This window comes from Streptomyces sp. NPDC002490 (assembly GCF_040296045.1).
In the GTDB taxonomy this organism is placed as follows: domain Bacteria; phylum Actinomycetota; class Actinomycetes; order Streptomycetales; family Streptomycetaceae; genus Streptomyces.
The window spans coordinates 49,027-68,700 of record NZ_JBEOWM010000011.1 but is presented as its reverse complement, the minus strand read 5'-3'; the positions used below and the strand labels follow the sequence as shown (position 1 = coordinate 68,700).

Sequence of the window (19,674 nt, the reverse complement as noted above, 5' to 3'; positions counted from 1 at the left end):
GATTCCTCATGCCTCGATCCGGCCCGCCATCTGTTCGATCTTCACCACGACGAACTCGGCCGGCTTCAGCGGTGCGAAACCGACGATCACGTTGACGATGCCGCGGTTGACGTCGTCCTGGGTCGTGGTCTCCTTGTCGCACTTCACGAAGTAGGCTTCGCGCGACGCCGTGCCCTGGAACGCGCCTTGAGTGAACAGGTTGTGCATGAAGGCGCCCACGTTCAGTCGGATCTGGCCCCACAACGGTTCGTCGTTCGGTTCGAACACCACCCACTTCAGGCCCCGGTACAGGCTCTCCTCAAGCATGAACGCCAGCCGTCGGACCGGGACGTACTTCCACTCCGAGGCGAGCACGTCCGCGCCGAGGAGGGTGCGTGCGCCCCAGATCACCGGGCCGACGACGGGGAAGGTTCGTAGGCAGTTCACCCCGAGCGGGTTGAGCAGTCCGTTCTCGGCATCGGACATCCTGACGCTCATCGAGCGGACGCCGGTCAGCCGCACGTCGGTGCCGGCGGGCGCCTTCCACACGCCGCGTTCCGCGTCGGTCCTGGCCATCAACCCGGCGACCGCTCCCGACGGCGGGAACGTGCGCAGTCGTCCGGTGAGCGGGTCGGTCAGCGTGATGTGCGGGAAGTACAGCGCCGCGTGGTCGCTGCGGACCGCGTCGTAGGTCGCCAGTCCGGCACGGGCCTGCTCGATGCCGGTCCACTCCGGCGGGCTGTCGACGATCAGGAGCATCCGCTTGTCCTCGCAGAGCTCCTCCGCAGTGGTGATCACGCTGATCGGATCGCCGGTGTAGTCGGGTCCGGCCAGGTCGGGGAGACAGAGCAGGTTGACGTCCTGCACCTCCCGCAGCGCGTGCACTCCCGTCTTGTCCGCCTCGCTGCCGCGGAACTCCGCGTCGGTCGGCGGGACGCCGTCGTTTCCGCCCGTCAACGGGTAGGCGGTCGGGCGCGCGGCGGTCAGGCCGAGCAGGTTCGCCACCTCGCCGGTGAGCGTCATCGTGGCGCCCGCCGTGCCGGCCAGCACCTGGAGCCGCCGGCCGGTCACGTCGACGTCGGCCCGGGTGAAGGCCCGGTCGGGCGACGCGCCCCGTAGGGTGCGCTCCAGCAGGAGGCCGAGCGCGGTCAGGGACGCGGGTGGGGCGTCGGCGGCGGTGTAGAGCGTGATCTCGACCGGCTCGACGCCGTCGACGGTGGCGGTGAGCTTCTTGTCCGCCAGGTCCGGCAGCGTGTCCACCGGTCCCGAGACGGTGCCGGAGAAGTCCGGCACCGCGTCGCCGGTCGCCTCGGTGTTGATGAAGGACGACTCGTTGACGACCGCCTCGACGAAGCGCGGCGCGGTGGGGTCCATGGACAGGTCGCGGTACCGCTCCAGCACCGTTCCGGAGGCGTCCAGCACGCGCACGGTGAAGGTGTCGTCGGACGTTCCCGGGTCGATCGCGACCCGTAGCCCGTTGCCCCAGGCGCTGGCGTCCCGCGAGGTCACCGTCAGCGCGTTCGGCTCACCGCCCGCCGCGAGGTCCCGCGATGCCGGCTCGGCACCCTTGGCGACCCGGACGATGACCGCGACCGAACCGCCGACCAGGAAGAACTGTTGCACCGCGTAGCTCAACAGGCTCTTCGCGTCCAGGCCGCCGTACTGCCGCTCGAAGTCGGCGAAGCTGGTGATCGTCACCGCCTCGTCGAGGGGTCCGCGTCGGGTCGCCCCCACGAACGCCGTCACCGACGTGGTCACCGCGGTGATCGTGCGCACCGCGCTCGGTAGCTCCTCGATGTAAACTCCGGGATACGAGACAGACGTCGCCATATCCCCTCCATTCCCTTGGGAACTGCCCTTGTGTCATATGGACATGGAGGCAGTGGCAACGCCTCCAGGAAATGCATGGAAACCGCACGCACGGACAGGGAAAAGCGGTGCGGGCAATGCGCGCTCGACAGCGCGAAGAAGCAAGGAAAGCGGCTCCCGGAAGAGGGGTTTCCCCTGCCCGGCACCCCTCCCCCAGAGATGTGGCGGCTTTGGCCGACCGACATCATAGGTAACACGCACGCAGCGTCACGGTCAACCATTCGCCGCAATTCCATGATTGGCCGTACAAGAACATCAATAACCATCGGACAATCCGACTTTATGATGCATCGCCATCTCGATCAGAATTAGCAGCGAAACGGATCCGGATTCTGAATCGTCGATCCACCGCGTGCACTTTCGATCACAGGAGCCGGTCAGTTCCGGAAGGCCCTTCGGAGCCGCCGAAGACGCGTTGCACGCCCCCCGACGATCCTCGCTACCCGACGATCCTCACTACCGCAGGAGACGGGACATCCGGCGGTCGGCCAGGGGCTTCCCACCGGTCTGGCACGTCGGACAGTACTGGAGGGAGGAGTCGCGGAAGGAGACCTCGCGGATGGTGTCCCCGCACACCGGGCAGGGCTCGCCGGTGCGGCCGTGCACCCGCAGCGCGCTCTTCTTCTCCGCCTTCAACTTGCCCGCCGCGATTCCGTGCGAGCGGGCGACCGCCGCGGTGAGCGTGTCGCGCAGGGCGCTGTAGAGGGTGGCGGTCTCCTCGGGGGTGAGGGAGGAGGCCAGCTTGAAGGGGGACATCTTCGCGGCGTGCAGGATCTCGTCGCTGTAGGCGTTGCCGACGCCCGCGATGAGGCTCTGGTCGCGCAGGGCGCCCTTGAGCTGGCGGCGTTCACCAAAGAGCAGGGCGGCGAAGGCGGCCTCGTCGAAGGCGTCGGCGAGGGGGTCGGGGCCGAGCCGGGCGATGCCGGGCACCTGCTGCGGATCGTCCACCACGTACACGGCGAGCCGCTTCTGGGTGCCGGCCTCGGTAAGGTCGAACCCCGCGCCGGTCTCCAGGGCGACCCGCAGCGCGAGGGGGCCCTTGCCCGGGCGGGGCGGCCCGTCGGGAAGGCGCTCGCGCCAGTGCAGCCAACCGGCGCGCGCCAGGTGGGTCACCAGGTGGGGGCCGCCCTCGGTGGCGAGGTCGAGGAACTTCCCGTGCCGTTCGACCCCGTTGACGGTGTGGCCTTCCAGGGCGGACAAGGGCGGGTCGTAGGTCTTCAGGACGCTCACCGCGACGGGCAGCACCCGGACGACCTCGTGACCGACCAGGTGGTCGGTCAGGAAGCCCTTGAGGGCTTCGACCTCGGGCAGCTCCGGCATGACCCCAGCCTCACACGGAGCCCGCCGCCGCGCCCGGGGAGGGCGGTGGGGTGCGGCCGGGCACGGCGAACTCGGTCCACACCGACTTGCCGCCGCCCCGGGACTCCACGCCCCACACGTCGGCGAGCCGGTCGACCAGCAGCAGGCCCCGGCCGGAGGCGTCCTCCGCCCCGGCGTCCCGGCGTCGGGGCAGGGCGCTGGAGGGGTCGTCGACCTCGATCCGGAAGCGGCGTTCCGCCCCGGACAGGACGCGGAGGGTGACCGTGGTGGGGCCCTCGGTGTGGATCAGCGCGTTGGTGATCAGTTCGTCGGCGACGAGCTCGATCTCGTCGGCCCGGTCCGCGGCGCCCCAGGCCGCGACCGCGGAGCGGATCATCCGGCGCGCCTCGCGCAGGGCACCGGGGTCGCCGGGCGGCACCCGCTGCTGGAGGCGGCCCCCGGACTGGGCGGCGCCGACGCCGAGCCGGCGCAGCAGGAGCAGGGCCACGTCGTCGTCGCCGCCCCGGTCGTCCGCGGTGGCGCACAGGCGGTCGGCGAGGAGTTGCAGGTCGCGTGGGCCGTCCTCGACGAGGCCGGTGAGCGCCATCAGCCCGTCGTCCAGGTCGGCGCCGGGGGTCTCCACCAGCCCGTCGGTGCACAGGATCAGGGTCTGTCCCGGGTCGAGTTCCACGGTGGTCACCGCGTAGGCGAGGCGCCCGAACTCGGCGGAGAGCCCGAGCGGCAGTCCGCCTTCGACGGGGAGCCGTCGGCAGGTGCCGTCGGTGGACCGCAGCAGCGGGTCGAGGTGGCCCGCCCGGACGAGTTGGACGACTCCGGTGGACAGGTCGGCCTCGGCGTACAGACAGGTGGCGAAGCGTTCGGTGTCGAGTTCGTGGAGGAAGACGGAGGCCCGGGCCATCACGGTGGCGGGGTTGTGTCCCTCGGCCGCGTAGGCGCGCAGCACGATCCGCAGTTGGCCCATGACGGCGGCGGCGTGGGTGTCGTGCCCCTGGACGTCGCCGATGACCGCCCCGACCCGCCCGCCGGGCAGCGGGATCACGTCGTACCAGTCGCCGCCGACGTCCCGCCCCAGGGAGGCGGAGCGGTAGCGGACCGCGAGGTCGGCGCCGGGGACCGCCGGGATGGTGCGGGGCAGCATGGCGCGCTGGAGGCCGGTGGCGAGGTCCTTCTCCTGTTCGTAGAACATCGCCCGCCGCAGGCCCTGGGCGATGCTGCTGCTGAGCGCGACGAGGATGTCGCGTTCCTCCTCGGTGAACCCGTACCGGTCGTGGTAGAGCAGGCCGAGCGCGCCGATGGGCCGGGCCTGGGCGATCAGCGGCAGATAGGCGGCCGAGGTGATCTCCAGGTCGGTGAGGTGCGGCCACAGCACGGGGTACGAGGCGGCGAACTCCTCCGCGGACTCGATGAACCGGGGAGTGAGGGTGCGGACCACTTCGCTCATCGGGTAGGGCTCGTCGACCCGGGTGACCCGGGTGGCGGGCACGAAGCTGCCGGCGGGGCCGTCGGCGACCAGGCGGATGCGGCCGGCTTCCACCAGTCCGAGGACCAGGCTGGTCGCACCGAGGTGGGTGAGGCCCCGGGTGTCCTTGAGGACGTCGATGACGTCCTGGACGGTACGGGCGTGGGCCAGCGCGTCGGTGGCGACCTGCACGATGCTGGTCCGGCGGTTCGCGGGGCCGTCCCCGGTTTCGGGGGCGTCGCGGAGGATCCCGACGATCCGGCGGGGGCGGCCGGTCGGGTCGCGCAGGAAGCGGGCGTGGGTGCGGACCCAGTGCAGCAGGCCGTCGCGGTGGCGGATGCGGAAGGCGGCGGCGTAGCCGGCGCTGCCGTCCTTCATGGCCTGGGCGACCCGTGAGTCCAGGCGCTGTGCGTCGATCGGGGGAATGCGTCCGGACAGCGAGGCGGGCCGGCCGTCGAAGGTGTCGGGGTCGAGGTCGAGCAGTTGGTGGGCCGTGCGGTCCAGGTGCATCAGCCCGCGGTCGAGGTCCCAGTCGAAGCTGCCCACGCGGTTGAACGACAGGATTGCTGCCGGCCCGGCGGGCCAGTCGTCCGGGAGTGACGGGTCTCTCGCTGCCCGCTCCACCATGGGGCCACTCTGCCACCACCCCTGCGATTGTTCGACTCGTCCGGCCGCGCTCACCGAGGGTGACGGACGCCACAATGGAGGGGTGCGGTGGTTCACGGAGCCGGACTACGAACTGGCGCGGCTGCTCTTCCAGCGCGGGTTGGCCGTCGTGTACCTGTGCGCCTTCCTCGGAGCGGCCCGGCAGTTCCGGGCGCTCCTCGGCGACCGGGGCATGCTCCCGATCCGGGCCCATGTGGCGCGCACCCGTGCCCGCGCCGCACCCAGCGTGTTCCGGTGGCACTACTCGGACCGGTTCTTCGCCGGCTGGGCGTGGACCGGCTGTGCGGTGTCGGCGGGCCTGCTGGTCGGGGTGGACCGGGTGGTGCCGTTGTGGGCGGCGATGCTGCTGTGGGCGGTGCCCTGGGCGATGTACCTGTCCGTGGTGAACGTGGGGCAGACCTGGTACGGGTTCGGCTGGGAGTCGCTGTTGCTGGAGGTGGGGTTCCTCGCGGTCTTCCTGGGCAATGAGGAGGTGGCGCCACCGGTGCTGGTGTTGCTGTTGTTGCGCTGGGTGCTCTTCCGGGTGGAGTTCGGCGCCGGTCTGATCAAGATGCGGGGGGACGCCTGCTGGCGGCGGTTGACCTGTCTGTACTACCACCACGAGACCCAGCCGATGCCGGGCCCGCTCAGTTGGTTCTTCCACCGGTTGCCCCGCCCCCTGCACCGGGTGGAGGCGGCGGCGAACCACGTGACCCAGCTCGTGGTGCCGGTGTTCCTGTTCGCTCCGCAGCCGGTGGCGGGTGCGGCCGCGGCGCTGATGATCGTCTCCCAGCTGTGGCTGGTCCTGTCGGGGAACTTCGCCTGGCTCAACTGGCTGACGATCGTGCTGGCGGTGTCGGTGCTCGACCTCTCGGCGGTGTCCGGCCCGCGGCCGGCCGCCGCCGCTCCCCCGGTCTGGTACGCGGTCGTGGTGTGTGCGGTGACGGCGCTGGTGGTGGTGCTGAGCTTCCGGCCGGCCCGGAACCTGGTGTCGCGCCGGCAGGTCATGAACCGCTCGTTCGATCCCCTGCACCTGGTGAACAGCTACGGGGCCTTCGGCAGCGTGAGCCGGGTGCGGTACGAGATCGTCATCGAGGGCACCGCCGACCCGGTGCCCCGCGAGGACGGCACCTGGCTGGCGTACGAGTTCCGCGGCAAGCCCGGCGACCTGCGCCGGTGGCCGCGTCAGTTCGCGCCGTACCATCTGCGGCTGGACTGGCTGATGTGGTTCGCCGCGCTCTCCCCCGCCTATGCCCACCCCTGGTTCGGTGCGCTGGTGGAGCGGCTGCTGGCCGGCGACCGGGACACCCTGCGGCTGTTGTGGCACTCGCCGTTCCCCCCGGACGCACCGCCCCGGTACGTCCGGGCCAGGCTGTTCCGCTACGCCTTCAGCACGGGGCGCGAACTGCGGGAGACGGGGGCCTGTTGGACCCGTGGCTACGTCCGGGACTTCCTCCCGCCGACCCGGGCTGCGGGAGGGGTCGCAGCGCCCGGCACCTGAGGTGCAGCCCGACCGGTCCCAGGTGTACGTCTCAACCCGCCGCGACGATCTCGTGCCAGAACGGCCAGATCCGCGGCCAGTCGCCCGGGTCGTCGGTTCCGGCGGCCGACCGCCGCGCCTCCCTGATCGACGTGCCGGCGGGTCCGGCACGTCGGTGGCGCCGGGGGGGCGGCGGGTCCGGGGTCAGTCGACGCTGGGCAGGATGTGCGGCTCGGCGAGGTCGTCCTCGTACCCGGCGAGCCTGATCGGCGCCGAGCGGGACCAGACCTCCAGGCTGCCGAGCGTCTCCGGGCCGCGACGGACGGGCCGTTCCGGGGGCTCCGTGGTCTGTTCGTCGGTGGTCTTCTCCGATGTCACCGCGCACTCCTTCTGTGTCGGGTCGCCCTCCGGGCAAGGAACCCGCACCCTGTCGGTGGGCGCCCGGCGCCGGCTCGGGCTTGGCTAGAGGGCAGTTCGGACGCGGTGGCGCCGGCAACTCGCCGGGGCGGATCGTGTGAGGGGTCGCCCCGGGCGGGCGGTGTCGAAGGGGGGCTCGGGTGCGAACCCCTCGGTACCGTCCGTTCGGTACAGAGTAACCATTTGAGCGGACGTCCGCTCTATAGCGTGGATAACAAATGCGGGCGTCCCGGCCCCGATGTATGTCATCTGGCCATGATCCGAGGCGCGGCGCACAACGGAATGGGTCCATCCGGGTGACGGCGGCCGGTGCCGGACGGAAGGAACGCCCGCACCGGCCCCCGCCGGGTCACCACTTGCCGGGCGCGTAGTCCTTCATGAAGACGCCGTAGAGGTCCTCGCCGGCCTCGCCGCGCACGATCGGGTCGTACACCCGGGCCGCGCCGTCGATCAGGTCCAGCGGGGCGTGGAACCCGGCGTCGGCGAGCCGGATCTTGTCCGGATGTGGACGCTCGTCGGTGATCCATCCCGTGTCGACGGCCGTCATCAGGATGCGGTCCTTCTCGAACATCTCCTGGGCGCTGGTGCGGGTCAGCATGTTCAGCGCGGCCTTGGCCATGTTGGTGTGCGGGTGCCCGGCGCCCTTGTAACCGCGGTCGAAGACGCCCTCCATCGCGGAGACGTTGACGACGTAGGCCCGGCGCGCCCCGGCCTCGACGGCGGCGGCCATCGCCGGGCGGAGCCGGCTGATGAGGATGAACGGCGCGGTGGAGTTGCAGAGCTGCACCTCCAGCAGCTCCACCGGGTCCACCTCCTCGACGGTCTGCACCCAGCTGTTGCTGGCGTGCAGGTCGGGCACGAGACCGCCGGCGTCGATCGCGGTGCCCGCGGCGATCCGTGCCAGGGAGGCCGAACCGGAGACCAGGGCCAGCTCCGTGACGTCCTGCGCGGAGAGTCCCCCCGCACGGGCGGCGGGCAGCGCGGCGACGGCTCCGGAGCCGAACCCCCCGATGATCTCGGAGGCCGGCAGCTCGCCCGCGGGCAGCGGCGCGGACTCCGCGGCGAGCAGCTCGCCGTACGCCTGCGGGGAGCGGCGGACGGTCTGGGCGGCGTTGTTGATCAGGATGTCGAGGGGTCCCGCGGCGCTCACCGAGTCGGTGAGCGCGACCACCTGGGCGGGGTCCCGCAGGTCGATGCCGACGATCTTGAGCCGGTGCATCCAGTCGGCGCTGTCGGGCATCGCCGCGAAGCGTCGGATCGCGTCGTTGGGGAACCGGGTGGTGATCGTGGTGTGGGCGCCGTCGCGCAGCAGCCGCAGCGCGATGTACATGCCGATCTTGGCGCGGCCCCCGGTGAGCAGCGCCCGCTTGCCGCTCAGATCGGTCCCGGCCTCGCGCTTGGCCCGGTTGGCGGCGGCGCACGCGCGGCACAGCTGGTGGTAGAAGGCGTCGACCTCGACGTACCGCGCCTTGCAGGTGTAGCAGGAGCGCGGACGCTGGAGTATCCCCGCGAGTTCGCCGGTGGCGGTCCCGGAGGGCAGGATGCCCTGGGTCTCGTCGTCGATGCGTTCGGCGGAGCCGGTGGCGGTGGCCTCGGTGACGGCCCGGTCGTGCGCGGTCTTGGCCGCCCTGCGGTCCTGGCGGCGGCGCTGCTTGACCGTGCGGTAGATGCCGGCGGTGGCACGTCGGACGGTGATCGCGTCGGGGTGGTCGACGTCCAGTTCGTCGAGCTCCTCCAGCACGCTCAGGCACACGGCGAGCCGTTCCGGGTCGATGCCCGGACCGTAGGTGGGCAGGTCATCTGTCGCCGTCATGCCGTTCCTCGTGCCGCTCGCGCCGCCGCGCCCCGGGACGCCCCGGGGGCGGGGGGTGGTTGGGTGTCCGAAAGCGGAACTTTACGTGAGGGGCGCGTCCGGGCGCCAAACAGCGGCGCGGAGCCGGTGGTGCGGGCCGGCGGTGTGCGGACCGGTCAGGGCCCCGTCGCGCCGGTGGCCGGGAGGACGGCGGCCCGGTCGGTGCCCCAGGCGGACGGGGTGGTGCCCACGGTGTAGGAGAGGGTGCCCAGCCCGCGCAGGGTGTCGGTGGTGAGGTGGGTGCGCGGGTGGTCGACCCCGTCGAGCCGGGCCGACCGGATGTAGCGCCTCTCGGGCGAGACGTCCGGCGCCAGCACGCGGAATCCGCCCCGGGGGAAGAAGCGGCGGTCGAGCGAGAGGTCCACCCGGGGGAAGACGGGGGTGGACAGGCCCCAGACGTCGGTGCCCGGGCGCACGGGGTAGAGGCCGAGGGCGGACAGGACGTGCCAGGCCGACATGGTGCCGAGGTCGTCGTTGCCGGTCATTCCGGTGGGGGCGTCGGTGTACAGGCTGAGGGCCGCGTGCACCACGTCGGTGGTCTGCCAGGGCCGACCGGTGGCGAGGTAGGTGTACGGGGCGAGGAGGTCGGGCTCGTTGTGCGGGTTGTAGGTGGCGGCCCCGTAGTAGGCGTAGGGCTTGTTCACCCATGCCTCGCGGGCGGTGCGGGCCGGGTCCGCCACCAGCCGGTCGTAGGCGAAGAAGGCGTCGAGCCGGGCGTTGGTCCGCTCCGCGCCGCCGAGCAGGTCGATCAGGCCCGGCAGGTCCTGGGGCACCAGCCACTGGTACTGCCAGGAGGTGCCCTCGTGGAAGCCGACGCCGTGCGCGGGGTCGGCGGGTCCGGTGAAGGCACCGGTCTCGTCACGGGCGCGGAAGAAGCCGGTGGCGGGGTCGAGGAGGGCCCGGTAGGCACGTGAGCGCGCGGTGTAGCGGCGGGCGTCGTCGTGGTGGCCGAGGTCGCGGGCCATCTCGGCGAGGGCCGCGTCGGCGAGGGCGTACTCCAGGGTGGCGGACGCCCCGTGGTCGAAGTCCGAGTCCCCCGGTTTGGCGTGCGGGCGCTTCAGGTACGGGACGTACCCGCGTTCCAGGTAGGAGGCGTTGCCCTCGCGGCCGACCGCCGGGGAGTCCGCGGGCGGCACCCCGTCCGCGTTGCGGGTGAGCGCCCGGTAGGTCTCCTCCTCATGGCCCTCCAGCAACCCCTGCTGGTAGGCGTTGGTGAGGAACGGGGTGACGGGGTCGCCGGTCATGATGTTGGTCTCGACGGGGCCGTAGCCCCACTTGGGCAGCCAGCCGCCGTCCTCGCCGATCCGCAGGACCGACAGGGCCATGTCGCGGGACTCGCCGGGCGCGAGCAGCGCCAGCAGTTGGGCCTGGGTGCGGTAGGTGTCCCACAGGGACCAGTTCTGGTAGTAGGTGAAGCCCCGGGCGTGGTGCACCCGCTGGTCCCAGCCGCGGTAGCGGCCGTCCGCGTCGCTGCCGACGTTGGGCGCGAGGAAGGACCGGTACAGCGAGGAGTAGAACGTCCGCCGCAGTTCGGTGCTCCCCCCGTGGGCCCGTACGTCGGCGAGGCGGTCGTGCCAGGCCGCCCTGGCCTCCCGGTGCACCCGGTCGAAGGAGCGTCCGCCCTCGGCGCGCAGGTTGCCGGCGGCTCCCGGGGCGTCGACGTAGGAGAGCGCGGTGGTGGCCTCCACGGTGCGGTTCCCGCGGGTGTCGAACCGGACCCAGGCGCCGCTGCGGCCGGTGGTCGCGGTGGCCCGGGTGGTGCCTTCGGTGACGGTGGCGCCGCGCCAGGTGCCGAAGGCCGTGAAGGGCCGGTCGAAGCGGGTGAGGGTGTGCACCGTGTACGGCTCGGTGGCCTGGCAGAAGCCACTGCCGGTGATGCTGGTGCGGATGGTGCGGTCGTCGAGGACCTCGACCTCGCTGGCGCGGTTGCGGTGCAGCGCCTGCCCCGCGTTGAGCAGGACGTTGGCCTGCTGGGTCGCGGGGAAGGTGTAGCGCTGGACGCCGGTGCGGGTGCTCGCGGTGAGTTCGGCGCGGACGCCGTTGGCGAGGTCGACCCGGTAGTGGCCGGGGCTGGCGCTCTCGTCCGCGTGGTCGAAGGGCACCGCGTACGCGGCGTTGTCGGTCTCGGTGACCTCCCCGACGGTCGGCAGGACGGGCAGGTCGCCGCCGATCCGGCAGCCCACCCCGGACAGGTGCACGGCGGAGAAACCGCGGATGCGGTCGTCGGCGTGGTCGTAGCCGGTGTTGTGTCCGGTGTCCGGAGAGAGTTGGACCATGCCGAAGGGCACGGCGGCCCCCGGGTAGGTGTTGCCCTCGTTGGCGGTTCCGATGAACGGGTTCACCAGGTCGACCGGTTGCGACGGGGGCGGGGCCGGGGCGGCGACCGCCGCTCCGGGCGCCGCGGCCGAGGCCCCGACGAGCAGGGCGAACGCCATCGCGGCGGCGCGGCGCGGGCGGTGGGGGCGCCTGGTCCGTGGCATGGGGAGGACCTCCGAGGGGGTGTCGCCGTCGACCGCGCCGTCCCTCGTGTCGGGGCGTCAGGAGGGCGCCCCGGTGCGTCGTGACGGCTGCCCGGGGTGGGGGTGGGAAGGGGTGCGGCGGGGGCTCATTCTCGGTAGTGCTCCGGGGCCGGTCAAGGCGCCGTGCCGCGGCCGGGAGGGAGCCGTCGCGCCGTCACCCGGACGGCCGGCCGGGGAGCACGGTCGTTCCGCTCCGACCCCTCCCGGGAACCGCACGGGTCCCTCCCCGGGACTACGGAGGAGCGCTGCCCCCAGGGGCCTACTCCATCGGCAGTAGGACGGATTGCGTGCTCAGGTACGACGACAGGGGCGCTCCGGGCGACGAAGCTTGGGTCATGACATGCCACCCATCGGCGCAGCGGGCGCGCCGCAGTCCCCGACCCGTTCGTTCCACGGAGGTCCGGGCATGAGCGGCTTCGCGCTCGCGGTGGTGCTGTGCCTGGTGTCGGCCGTGGCGTACGCCGGCGGCGCCATCGTCCAGGAGCGCGTGGCGGCCGGCGGCCGGGGCCGGGCTCCGGTGCGGCGACCGGCGTGGTGGGGCGCGGTGGGACTCAACGGCGTGGGGGCGCTGCTGCACGTGATCGCCCTGGCCTACGGGCCGCTCAGCCTGGTGCAGCCGCTCGGCGGACTCACCATCGTGTTCGCACTGCCGATGGCGGCCCTGTTCGTGGGGCGGAAGGCGGGGGGTGCGGCCTGGCGCGGTGCGGTGATGGCAGGGGCCGGTCTGGCCGGGATGCTGGCCCTCACGGGGGCGGGCACCGACCGGGCGATGACGGACGGGGAGCAGGGGGCGCTGGCCCTGGCGACGGTGGGCGTGTTGGGGGCGCTGACCGCGGCGGGGCGGGCGACACGGCACCAGCCGGCGGTGCGCGCCCTGTTGCTCGCCGGTGCGGCCGGAGTGGCGTTCGGCATCGGGTCGGTGTTCACCAAGGCGCTGGCCGTGGAGTGGACCTCGGGTTCCCGGGCGTGGAACCTGCCGGTGCTGGCGGGGGTCGCGGTGATGGCGACGGCGGGCATGTTCCTGTCCCAGGCCGCCTACCGGGGTGCCGGTTTGGCGGCGCCGCTGGCGACGGTGACCGTGGCGAACCCGGCGGTGGCCGCGGCCGTGGGATTGACCCTGCTCGGCGAGTCGTTCCGGTACGGGACCGCGGGCACCCTCCTCGCCCTGGGGTGCGGGGTGGTCACGGCGGGTGGTCTGATCCTGCTGACGACCGGGCGGCTCGCCGGTGGGGCGTCCGCGCCGGACGGGGCAGCGCCGACGGACGGCCTCGACGCCCGGCGGACCGACCGGACCGCCGCCGACCGGGCCACGCCGGTGGTGCCGTCCCCCGCCGGCCGGGAGTCTCCCGTCCCGCCCCACGGATCGACGACGGTGTTCGAGGCCCGGCGGAAGGCCGGCGTCCTGCTGCCGACCGTCCCCTTCGGGGCGTTGGCGGTTCCGGTGCAGCACCGGAACCGTCCCGCGGGCCGGCCCGGCGTCCTGGTGCCGCGCGATGCGGCCCCTCCGGCGGGCGACCGGGTGCGGGCCTGACGCCCCGGACGGGGCGTCGGACGGTCCTTCAGAGGCGGACGCCGCCCGCACGGAGGTAGGCCACCGGGTCGATGTCGGTGCCGAAGCCGGGGCCGGTGCGGACCTCGAAGTGCAGGTGCGGGCCGGTGCTGTTGCCGGTGGAACCCGAGCGGCCGATGCGCTGTCCGCTCACCACGTCCTGCCCGGCCCGTACCGAGATCGCCGACAGGTGGGCGTACTGGCTGTACCGGCCGTCGGTGTGCCGGACGACGACCTGGTAGCCGTACGATCCGGCCCATCCGGCGGACACCACCTCGCCGTTGGCGACCGACATGACCGAGGTGCCGGTGGGGACGGGGAAGTCCACGCCCGTGTGGTAGCCCTTCGACCAGTGCTGTCCGGAGACCCGGTAGCCGGTGCCGGTGGCTCCGGCGACGGGGGCGGAGAGCCCACCGGTGGAGCGGCGCTCGTCACTGCGGGTGGCCGGAGCCGTCCGCTGCCTCGGCTTGGAAATGGCCGGATCTCGACGGGGTTTTGCCGGGGCCGCTGCCGGTTTCCGCTTCGCGGGCTTCTTTGCGGTCGGCTTCTTCGCCGGCTGCTCGACCGCCGGGCGTCCGGGGGACGTGCCGGTCCGGGAGTCCAGGGACAACCGCTGGCCGGGGACGATGTGGTGGGGATCGCTCCCTATCGTGGCGCGGTTGCGCTGGTAGAGGCGCTGCCAGCCGCCGGCGACCCGCCGCTCGTCGGCGATCTGCGAGAGGCTGTCCCCGCTGACGACCTTGTACATCCGCGCCTTGCCCGCCCGGGACTGCGGAGTGGTCTCCGGTTTGGCGTCCGGCACCCGGCTGCGGGCGATCGCGTTCGGAACGGCCTGCTCCCGGCCGGCGGTCGGGGCGATGTCGGGGGCGTCGCCCCCGCGCGTGAGACCGGCGCGGACCGAGCAGGTGGGCCAGGCGCCCGGGCCCTGTCCCTTGAGCACCCGCTCGGCGACGGCGACCTGCTGGTCCCGGGTGGCGAGGTCCGCACGCGGGGCGTAGGCCCGACCGCCGTACTCCTCCCAGGTGGACTGGGTGAACTGGAGGCCGCCGAAGTAGCCGTTGCCGGTGTTGGCGTTCCAGTCGTTGGTGGACTCGCAGGCGGCGACCTTGTTCCAGGTGCTGAGGTCCGCCCCGTGGGCGAGGTCCGCGGCGATGAGCGGCATGGCGATGCCGGCGCCGCCGACGGTGAGGGTCAGCGAGGTTCGGTTGATCCGCTTCGGCTGGACCCTGCGGTGTCGGCCGCGCACGGTCATGGTGTGTGCCCCCTCGTCGTCCTGTGGGGGCGCCCCCCAAGGCATCAGGATTCTGCAAGCTAACGGGGTGCGCACCGGCCCGACAAGAGGGTAATCAGTCGCCCCTCCGGCGCCGGCGCTGCGTCTGACGCCCCCTCACCACACCTACGGTCCGCAACCCGTGGGAACGGACGGTGGGCAGGGAAGTTCCCGGAACCCCGGTGTCGGCGCCGTCGCCCGCCACGGGGGCGTGGTAGGGACGACCGCAACCGGCACTTCCGACGTCAGGAGCCACCAGATGGCCACCACCGCTCAGATCGGGGTCACGGGCCTCGCCGTGATGGGACGCAACCTCGCCCGCAACTTCGCCCGCAAGGGATATTCGGTCGCCCTGCACAACCGCACCGCCGCCCGCACCCGCGAACTCGTCGCGCAGTACGGCGAGGAGGGGGCCTTCGTGCCGACCGGGACCCCGGCGGAGTTCGTCGCCGCCCTGGAACGCCCCCGCCGACTGGTGGTCATGGTGAAGGCGGGCGGACCGACGGACTCGGTGATCCGGGAGTTCGCCCCCTTGCTGGAACCGGGGGACATGATCGTCGACGGCGGCAACGCCCACTTCGCGGACACCCGACGCCGGGAGCGCGAACTGCGGGGGCGGGGCATCCACTTCGTCGGCACCGGGATCTCCGGCGGCGAGGAGGGCGCCCTGCACGGACCCAGCATCATGCCCGGCGGCTCCGTGGAGTCCTATGCCGCACTGGGCCCGATGCTGGAGGAGGTGGCGGCGAAGGCCGCGGACGGCAGCCCGTGCGTCACCCACATCGGGCCGGACGGCTCCGGACACTTCGTGAAGACGGTGCACAACGGCATCGAGTACGCCGACATGCAACTCATCGGCGAGGCCTACCAGTTGCTGCGCGATGTCGCCGGCTACTCCCCCGCGCGGATCGCGGACGTCTTCCGCGAGTGGAACACCGGCCGCCTGGACTCCTACCTCGTCCAGATCACCGCCGACGTGCTCTCCCACCGGGACGCGGCGACCGGGAAGCCGTTCGTGGACGTGGTCGAGGACCGCGCCGAGCAGAAGGGCACGGGCCGCTGGACCGTCCAGATCGCCCTCGACCTCGGGGTTCCGGTGTCGAGCATCGCCGAGGCGGTGTTCGCACGGTCCCTGTCCGGCCACGCCGACCTGCGCGCGGCCTCCCGCGCCCTGCCGGGGCCGGACGCCCGACCGCTCGACGAGGCCGGTGCGGCGGCGTTCGCCCGGCAGGTGGAACAGGCGCTGTACGCGTCCAAGATCGTGTCGTACGCCCAGGGCTTCCACGAGATCGCCACCGGCAGCGCCGAGTACGGCTGGGACGTCGACCTGGGGGCGGTGGCCGCGATCTGGCGGAACGGCTGCATCATCCGCGCGGCCTTCCTCGACCGCGTCCGCGCCGCGTACGACGCCCGCCCCGATCTGCCGAGCCTGCTCGGCGACGAGCGCTTCGCCGGGGAGATCGGGGCGGCCCAGGACGACTGGCGGGCGGTGCTGGTGGCCGCGACCCGGCAGGGCGTGCCGGTGCCCGGCTTCGCGGCGGCCCTGGCCCACTACGACGCGCTGCGCGCCGAACGGCTGCCCGCCGCGCTGACGCAGGGGCAGCGGGACTACTTCGGGGCGCACACCTACCGGCGCGTCGACCGGTCGGGCTCGTTCCACACCGTGTGGGGCGGCGACCGCTCCGAGGTGGACGCCTGAGCAGCCCCTGCGGCCCCGGGCTCCCGACCGGGGCCGCACACCGGCGCGTCAGCCGGCCGGCCCCGGCTGGGGCACCGGTTCCGGACCGGGCGGTTCGGGGATCGGCGAGGGCGGGGGCACCGGTTCGGGGGTGGGCGGGGACGGCGGACGGGGAGCGGGCGGCGTGGGCACCGGATCGGGCTGCGGGGGGCGCGGCCGGTCCGGGCCCGGTAGCGGCCCCGGCGTGGGACCGGGTGGTACAGGCTCGGGGTAGGGGTGGGTCATCGTGTCCTCCCGTGGGGTGGATGACTCTGGATTCCTCCCCCGCCTGCCCGACCCGGCGCCCTTCACTCACCCCTCTGGCGGGTCGGCCCGCCACGGGTCAGGTGAGCAGCCGCAGCAGATGGGCGCACGCCCCCGCCTCGGTGGGATGGTGCGCGATCACCTCGTGGTGGCCGCGTTCGTAGACGCCGGTCTCCCAGCCGCCGTCCGGCGACCGGCGCAGGAACAGGAAGTCGGGGGGCGTGGGCACCGGCTCGTGGGCGCCCTCGATGCGGTAGTGGCCATCGGGGACGCCCGCGGCGACGAGCGCCCGGTGCAACCCGGAGCGGTTCACCCGCTCACCGGTCCGCGCCCGGCGCAGTGCGGGAACCCCGGGTCAACGGGCGACCCGGGTGAGGAATCCGTGGTCGAGGAGCCACTTGACGTTGAGCCGCTGGCCCTGGCCGGGGTCGAGGAAGACCGGGTCCAGCTTGATCTGCCGGCCGCCGCCGGGCTGCTCGAACCAGGGGGCTATCCGGCCCTGCCACACCCAGAACGGCTTGGCGACCCGGTAGACGCGGTAGTCGCAGGGGACGGCGGCATCGCGGGTGTTGAGGCTCTGCGGGGGCAGCGCCCGCTTGGCGTAGGCGTCCCCGGCGGGGGCCAGGTAGGACCCGTACTCGGAGCCGAAACGGTCCAGGCGCGATCCCTTGCGGAGCTTGGCCGGCTCCTTGTCGAGCTGGCCGTTGACCTCGGCGAACCCGTCGTTGGGCGGGTACTTCCAGCCCCCGGTGTCGGCCGGCCCCTCCCAGTACTTCTCCAGGAAGTCCCGGGACCCGAGGTGCCCGGTGCGCTGCCACCCCTTGAGCAGCGGCCCCACCGGCCTGTCCCGCTTGGCCGGCAGGTGCGCGGAGCCGAGCCTCGGGTCCCCTTCGTGCGCGCCGCTGCACGGGGCGGGGGCGGGGGCCGTTCGGGCACTCGCCCCGGCGGGTGCGGGGGCCGCGGCCTGGGCGGCGGGGGCCGTGGCCACCACCACCGTGGTGCCGAGCGCGGCCAGGACGGTACGGGTGCGGTTCACTCGGGCAGCTCCTCCAGTGTGATCATCCGAGTGCGCAGCCTACGCACCGCAGCCACGCGGACGCGATCCGTGCACCCGCCCGGTTGGACGGGCGGTGGCCGGATCCCGTCGTCGAGGGTGCGCGTCGGTCACGGCGGAGACCCCTGGACCGGGTAGGTGTGGACCCTGCGTGACGGGATATGAGCAGGGTGACCCCAAGGAGGTCCCCATCGTGCAGACGCCCTCGCCCACAGCCCTCCGCGAGCTCCTCACCCGGTACGCGACGCTCCGCATCGCCCTCGCCGAACGGGAGGACCCGGCCGTGCGCACGGCCCTGCGGGCCGTAACCCGCGCCCTGTGCGAAGCGACCCGGACCGACGACCCGCGGGACGCGGTCGTGGCCGCCGACGAGATGCTCGCCCGCGGCTGTTGCGGTGCGCACCCGGCCGCGCCCGCCGCCGCGTGAGCCGTGGGCGCGGCGGCTGACGGGCGGTCGGGGTCAGCGGCGGCTCACCACTGCTCGGGGTGCGCCGCGACGTGCCGCTTCGCGGCCTTCAGCAACTCCGGGTCGGCGGCGGGGGCCTCCTCGGGGTGACGGGCGGCCCACTTCACGACGTACGGGCACAACGGAGCGACCGGCAGCCCCTCCCGCGCGGCGATGGCGTACAGCTCCCGGGCGAGGGACCCCGCGATGCCCTGGCCCTCGAACTCCGGACGCACCACGGTGTGCACCGGAACCAGTGCGCGGCCCGGCTCCTCCAGCACGAAGTAGGCGATGTGGCCGGCCAGGTCCCCGCCCTCGGTGCGCGCCTCCAGGCGGCCCGCGGCGCGATCGTCGTGGATCTTCGTGTCGGTCATGGCTGCCGTCCGTTCTCTGGGGCGGGTCGGGTTCCGGGCCGCACGGTCCGCTGCCCGGATGATCATCACGACCGGTGCAACCACCGGCGGATGCCGAACCTTCCCGCACGTTCCGGGGGCACCGACGGTACGCGTCCCCCGCCGCCCCGCGGGTCAGGCACGCCCCGGAGGAATCAGGCCGGACCCGCCACCGCGTGCGGGCCCCGGCGGGCGTCGCCACCGGGCACCGGTTCCGAGGGGTCACCGCCGAGCGCGACGATCCGGTTGTCCCCGTCCACGTGGACCACGCGCGGGCGCAGCGCCCGGGCCTCGGCGTCCTCCACCTGGGCGTAGCTGATGAGGATGACCAGGTCACCGGGGTGCACCAGGTGCGCGGCGGCCCCGTTGATCCCGATGACGCCGGAACCCCGTTCGCCTTCGATGACGTAGGTCTCCAGGCGCGCGCCGTTGGTGATGTCGACGATGTGGACCAACTCGCCGGGCAGCAGGTCGGCGGCGTCCAGCAGATCGGCGTCGATGGTCACCGAACCGACGTAGTGCAGGTCGGCCTGGGTGACGGTGGCTCGGTGGATCTTGGACTTGAACATGGTGCGCAACATCGCGGTACTCCTGGGCATCGGCTCCCTGCCTGCGTTTTTGCAGGTCAAGTGCTGTTTCCACACCTTACAACGAGTCTTGTGTCCGGACGTCTTCCGCCAGGTCGCTCAGGACTCGTGCGGCGAGCTCGCCGCACTGCGGGCCTACGGTCTCATCCCCCCGGCGGACGTTCGCCTTCCGGGTCGTCCGATGCCTGGTGCGCGGCTGGGGCGGGGTCGGGCTCATCGCCCCAGGCCAGCCGACGGAGGGAGGCGAGCAGCCCGGTGTCGCGCATCCTCGCGAGCTGCCACGCCCAGGCCATCCCACAGATCAAGTCGGCGACGACCACATAGCACAGGACGCGTACGGCGCCGAGGTCCGACGGAGCGAGCAGGAGGCGGACTCCGGCCCAGATTTCGAAGACCACGATGCACAGCAGTCCGGCGACCAGCCCGTACGGTCGTCGCCCCGCGCCCTCCCGGACCCGCAGCGCGGCGAGCGAGAAGGCAAGCACGCAGACTCCCCCGACGGCGGACCACCAGCCCAGGTCGACCTCGGGCACCAGGGCGGCCAGGGAGATCACCAGGGCGTCGGTGAAGACCAGCAGCGCGGCCGAGGCCAAGGTGCGGAAGTCCGCGTTGCCCACCGCCCTGGCCACCTGATGCGGAGGCAGCGAGAGGGCGACGAAGAGCAACCCGGCCAAGGCACCCGTGGCCCCGGCCGCCGCGGCGAAGAAGTCGCGGTACTCCTCCGGCATCATGCGCGCACGCTATCGCCCGCCTTCCCGACCCGCTGGGCGCCGCGCCAAACGGGCGATCCCGCCCGGCGCCGGGCCCGACGGCCAACAGAACCGAACGGCGGGCCGCCGGGTCGGTGCTCAGCGCC

General features: G+C 73.0%; 16 protein-coding genes. 4 read left to right on the top strand and 12 right to left on the bottom strand.

What is annotated here, in order from left to right; genetic code table 11:
• Nucleotides 1-6: 6 nt before the first annotated feature.
• The 3 genes from ABT092_RS09720 to ABT092_RS09710 all read right to left on the bottom strand — a co-directional run bounded on the left by ABT092_RS09720 (nt 7) and on the right by ABT092_RS09710 (nt 5,254).
• Nucleotides 7-1,809: a phage tail sheath subtilisin-like domain-containing protein gene (locus ABT092_RS09720; protein ID WP_351241711.1), complete on the bottom strand. Its 1,803-nt coding sequence runs from the start codon at nt 1,807-1,809 to the stop codon at nt 7-9.
• A 495-nt stretch (nt 1,810-2,304) separates the two neighbouring features.
• The gene (locus ABT092_RS09715) at nt 2,305-3,168 is read right to left on the bottom strand and encodes an Fpg/Nei family DNA glycosylase (protein WP_351241709.1); all 864 of its coding nucleotides are present in this window, start codon (nt 3,166-3,168) and stop codon (nt 2,305-2,307) included.
• A gap of 10 nt (nt 3,169-3,178) precedes the next feature.
• Complete coding sequence (locus tag ABT092_RS09710) at nt 3,179-5,254, bottom strand: SpoIIE family protein phosphatase (RefSeq protein ID WP_351241707.1); 2,076 nt, start codon at nt 5,252-5,254, stop codon at nt 3,179-3,181.
• Nucleotides 5,255-5,336: 82 nt separating this feature from the next.
• Between ABT092_RS09710 and ABT092_RS09705 the strand changes: the two genes are divergently transcribed.
• Entirely contained in the window at nt 5,337-6,773 is a 1,437-nt protein-coding gene (locus ABT092_RS09705; RefSeq protein WP_351241705.1) for a lipase maturation factor family protein, read from the top strand.
• Between the two features lie 183 nt (nt 6,774-6,956).
• Here the strand turns inward: ABT092_RS09705 and ABT092_RS09700 are convergent, their stop codons facing one another.
• From ABT092_RS09700 to ABT092_RS09690, 3 genes are all read right to left on the bottom strand, one after another.
• Entirely contained in the window at nt 6,957-7,130 is a 174-nt protein-coding gene (locus ABT092_RS09700) for a hypothetical protein (RefSeq protein WP_351241703.1), read from the bottom strand.
• Nucleotides 7,131-7,518: 388 nt separating this feature from the next.
• Nucleotides 7,519-8,982 carry an SDR family NAD(P)-dependent oxidoreductase gene (locus ABT092_RS09695; protein WP_351241701.1) on the bottom strand — a complete coding sequence of 488 codons (1,464 nt, stop codon included), beginning with the start codon at nt 8,980-8,982 and terminating at the stop codon, nt 7,519-7,521.
• A gap of 155 nt (nt 8,983-9,137) precedes the next feature.
• Complete coding sequence (locus ABT092_RS09690; RefSeq protein ID WP_351241699.1) at nt 9,138-11,501, bottom strand: GH92 family glycosyl hydrolase; 2,364 nt, start codon at nt 11,499-11,501, stop codon at nt 9,138-9,140.
• A gap of 445 nt (nt 11,502-11,946) precedes the next feature.
• Between ABT092_RS09690 and ABT092_RS09685 the strand changes: the two genes are divergently transcribed.
• The gene (locus ABT092_RS09685) at nt 11,947-13,071 is read left to right on the top strand and encodes a DMT family transporter (protein WP_351241697.1); all 1,125 of its coding nucleotides are present in this window, start codon (nt 11,947-11,949) and stop codon (nt 13,069-13,071) included.
• A gap of 28 nt (nt 13,072-13,099) precedes the next feature.
• Here the strand turns inward: ABT092_RS09685 and ABT092_RS09680 are convergent, their stop codons facing one another.
• Nucleotides 13,100-14,341: a transglycosylase family protein gene (locus ABT092_RS09680; RefSeq protein WP_351241695.1), complete on the bottom strand. Its 1,242-nt coding sequence runs from the start codon at nt 14,339-14,341 to the stop codon at nt 13,100-13,102.
• Nucleotides 14,342-14,618: 277 nt separating this feature from the next.
• Here ABT092_RS09680 and gnd point away from each other — a divergent pair, with 277 nt between their 5' ends.
• Nucleotides 14,619-16,058: an NADP-dependent phosphogluconate dehydrogenase gene (gene gnd, locus ABT092_RS09675; RefSeq protein ID WP_351241693.1), complete on the top strand. Its 1,440-nt coding sequence runs from the start codon at nt 14,619-14,621 to the stop codon at nt 16,056-16,058.
• A gap of 361 nt (nt 16,059-16,419) precedes the next feature.
• Here gnd and ABT092_RS09670 read toward each other — a convergent pair whose 3' ends face one another.
• Both ABT092_RS09670 and ABT092_RS09665 read right to left on the bottom strand, forming a co-directional pair.
• Nucleotides 16,420-16,653 (bottom strand): hypothetical protein, encoded by a 234-nt coding sequence (locus ABT092_RS09670; RefSeq protein WP_351241691.1) that lies wholly within the window; start codon nt 16,651-16,653, stop codon nt 16,420-16,422.
• Between the two features lie 42 nt (nt 16,654-16,695).
• Nucleotides 16,696-17,376 carry a TNT domain-containing protein gene (locus ABT092_RS09665; protein ID WP_351241689.1) on the bottom strand — a complete coding sequence of 227 codons (681 nt, stop codon included), beginning with the start codon at nt 17,374-17,376 and terminating at the stop codon, nt 16,696-16,698.
• Between the two features lie 169 nt (nt 17,377-17,545).
• On the opposite strand from ABT092_RS09665, the gene ABT092_RS09660 reads away from it, so the two are divergent.
• Nucleotides 17,546-17,821, top strand: a complete 276-nt coding sequence (locus tag ABT092_RS09660) for a DUF5133 domain-containing protein (protein WP_351241687.1) — start codon at nt 17,546-17,548, stop codon at nt 17,819-17,821.
• Nucleotides 17,822-17,865: 44 nt separating this feature from the next.
• Here the strand turns inward: ABT092_RS09660 and ABT092_RS09655 are convergent, their stop codons facing one another.
• The 3 genes from ABT092_RS09655 to ABT092_RS09645 form a co-directional block, all read right to left on the bottom strand.
• The gene (locus ABT092_RS09655; protein ID WP_351241685.1) at nt 17,866-18,213 is read right to left on the bottom strand and encodes a GNAT family N-acetyltransferase; all 348 of its coding nucleotides are present in this window, start codon (nt 18,211-18,213) and stop codon (nt 17,866-17,868) included.
• 173 nt (nt 18,214-18,386) lie between these two features.
• On the bottom strand, nt 18,387-18,812 hold the full coding sequence (panD, locus tag ABT092_RS09650) for an aspartate 1-decarboxylase (RefSeq protein ID WP_351241846.1): 426 nt from the start codon (nt 18,810-18,812) through the stop codon (nt 18,387-18,389).
• A gap of 149 nt (nt 18,813-18,961) precedes the next feature.
• Nucleotides 18,962-19,549 carry a hypothetical protein gene (locus ABT092_RS09645; protein WP_351241683.1) on the bottom strand — a complete coding sequence of 196 codons (588 nt, stop codon included), beginning with the start codon at nt 19,547-19,549 and terminating at the stop codon, nt 18,962-18,964.
• Nucleotides 19,550-19,674 lie beyond the last annotated feature (125 nt).

Coding starts and splice junctions, on each gene's coding strand:
- ABT092_RS09720 (WP_351241711.1), bottom strand. CDS start 1,809: ATGGCGACGTCTGTCTCGTATCCCGGAGTTTACATCGAGGAGCTACCG.
- ABT092_RS09715 (WP_351241709.1), bottom strand. CDS start 3,168: ATGCCGGAGCTGCCCGAGGTCGAAGCCCTCAAGGGCTTCCTGACCGAC.
- ABT092_RS09710 (WP_351241707.1), bottom strand. CDS start 5,254: ATGGTGGAGCGGGCAGCGAGAGACCCGTCACTCCCGGACGACTGGCCC.
- ABT092_RS09695 (WP_351241701.1), bottom strand. CDS start 8,982: ATGACGGCGACAGATGACCTGCCCACCTACGGTCCGGGCATCGACCCG.
- ABT092_RS09690 (WP_351241699.1), bottom strand. CDS start 11,501: ATGCCACGGACCAGGCGCCCCCACCGCCCGCGCCGCGCCGCCGCGATG.
- ABT092_RS09685 (WP_351241697.1), top strand. CDS start 11,947: ATGAGCGGCTTCGCGCTCGCGGTGGTGCTGTGCCTGGTGTCGGCCGTG.
- ABT092_RS09680 (WP_351241695.1), bottom strand. CDS start 14,341: ATGACCGTGCGCGGCCGACACCGCAGGGTCCAGCCGAAGCGGATCAAC.
- gnd (WP_351241693.1), top strand. CDS start 14,619: ATGGCCACCACCGCTCAGATCGGGGTCACGGGCCTCGCCGTGATGGGA.
- ABT092_RS09655 (WP_351241685.1), bottom strand. CDS start 18,213: ATGACCGACACGAAGATCCACGACGATCGCGCCGCGGGCCGCCTGGAG.
- panD (WP_351241846.1), bottom strand. CDS start 18,812: ATGTTGCGCACCATGTTCAAGTCCAAGATCCACCGAGCCACCGTCACC.
- ABT092_RS09645 (WP_351241683.1), bottom strand. CDS start 19,549: ATGATGCCGGAGGAGTACCGCGACTTCTTCGCCGCGGCGGCCGGGGCC.